This window comes from Thiospirillum jenense, assembly GCF_014145225.1.
Classification (GTDB): domain Bacteria; phylum Pseudomonadota; class Gammaproteobacteria; order Chromatiales; family Chromatiaceae; genus Thiospirillum; species Thiospirillum jenense.
The window spans coordinates 1-863 of record NZ_JABVCQ010000089.1 but is presented as its reverse complement, the minus strand read 5'-3'; the positions used below and the strand labels follow the sequence as shown (position 1 = coordinate 863).

Genomic DNA, 863 nt, shown 5'->3' with positions numbered 1-863 from the left:
ATGCACAACGGAACCGGGCATTTGGTAATGAATGACAAAACCCAGATCAGGTTTATCATAGCCCATGCCGAGCGCAGTTGTGGCAATTAACGCCTTGACTTGATTGTCTAATAACGCCTGTTCTAATTCGGGACGGCGCTCTGTTTCGCTGTGATACGCCGCAACGTTGATGCCGCAGGTTAATAACCAATTGGCAACTTGTTCGGCATCGCGCACCGTCAACGTATAAACAATGCCACTGTTCGCTAATTGCGGTATTTGTTCGGCTAACCACGCTAATCGCTCGGCTTGATTCGGCAAACGAATGGTTTGCAATGTTAATGATGGGCGATTCAAATCACCGCGTAATACAGTTAATTGCGGGCCAAGCGTGGCTGTTAAATCTTCCATCACCCGATTATTGGCCGTTGCGGTCGTCGCTAATAACCGCAAATTGGGTGGCAAGGTGCGCACCATGCGTTCAATTAACCGATAATGCGGGCGAAAATCATGTCCCCAATCAGAAATGCAATGCGCTTCATCCACCACTAATAATGCAATCCGGGCGGCCATTGGCGCTAACACAATGCTGCGAAATCGCTCATTGGCTAATCGTTCGGGTGAAATGAGCAGCATGTCAACGCAATGATTGCGCATCTGCATTTCAATGGCTAACCACTCGTCTTTATTGTCGGAATTGATGGTTGCGGCGCGGATACCCATACGTTCAGCGGCCGCGATTTGATTACGCATGAGGGCTAATAAGGGCGAAATGAGCAGCGTTGGTCCACAGCCTGCCTCGCGCAATAACTGCGTGGCAATAAAATAAACAATACTTTTACCCCAACCGGTTTTTTGCACTACCAATAATCGCTGTTGTTCAC

The 863-nt window shown here is 48.6% G+C and carries 1 protein-coding gene; it reads right to left on the bottom strand.

Features of this window, described 5'->3' with window-relative positions; translation table 11 throughout:
- Window positions 1-863: DEAD/DEAH box helicase (locus HUK38_RS14625; RefSeq protein ID WP_182585050.1), on the bottom strand; the 863-nt coding region annotated here is incomplete at both ends.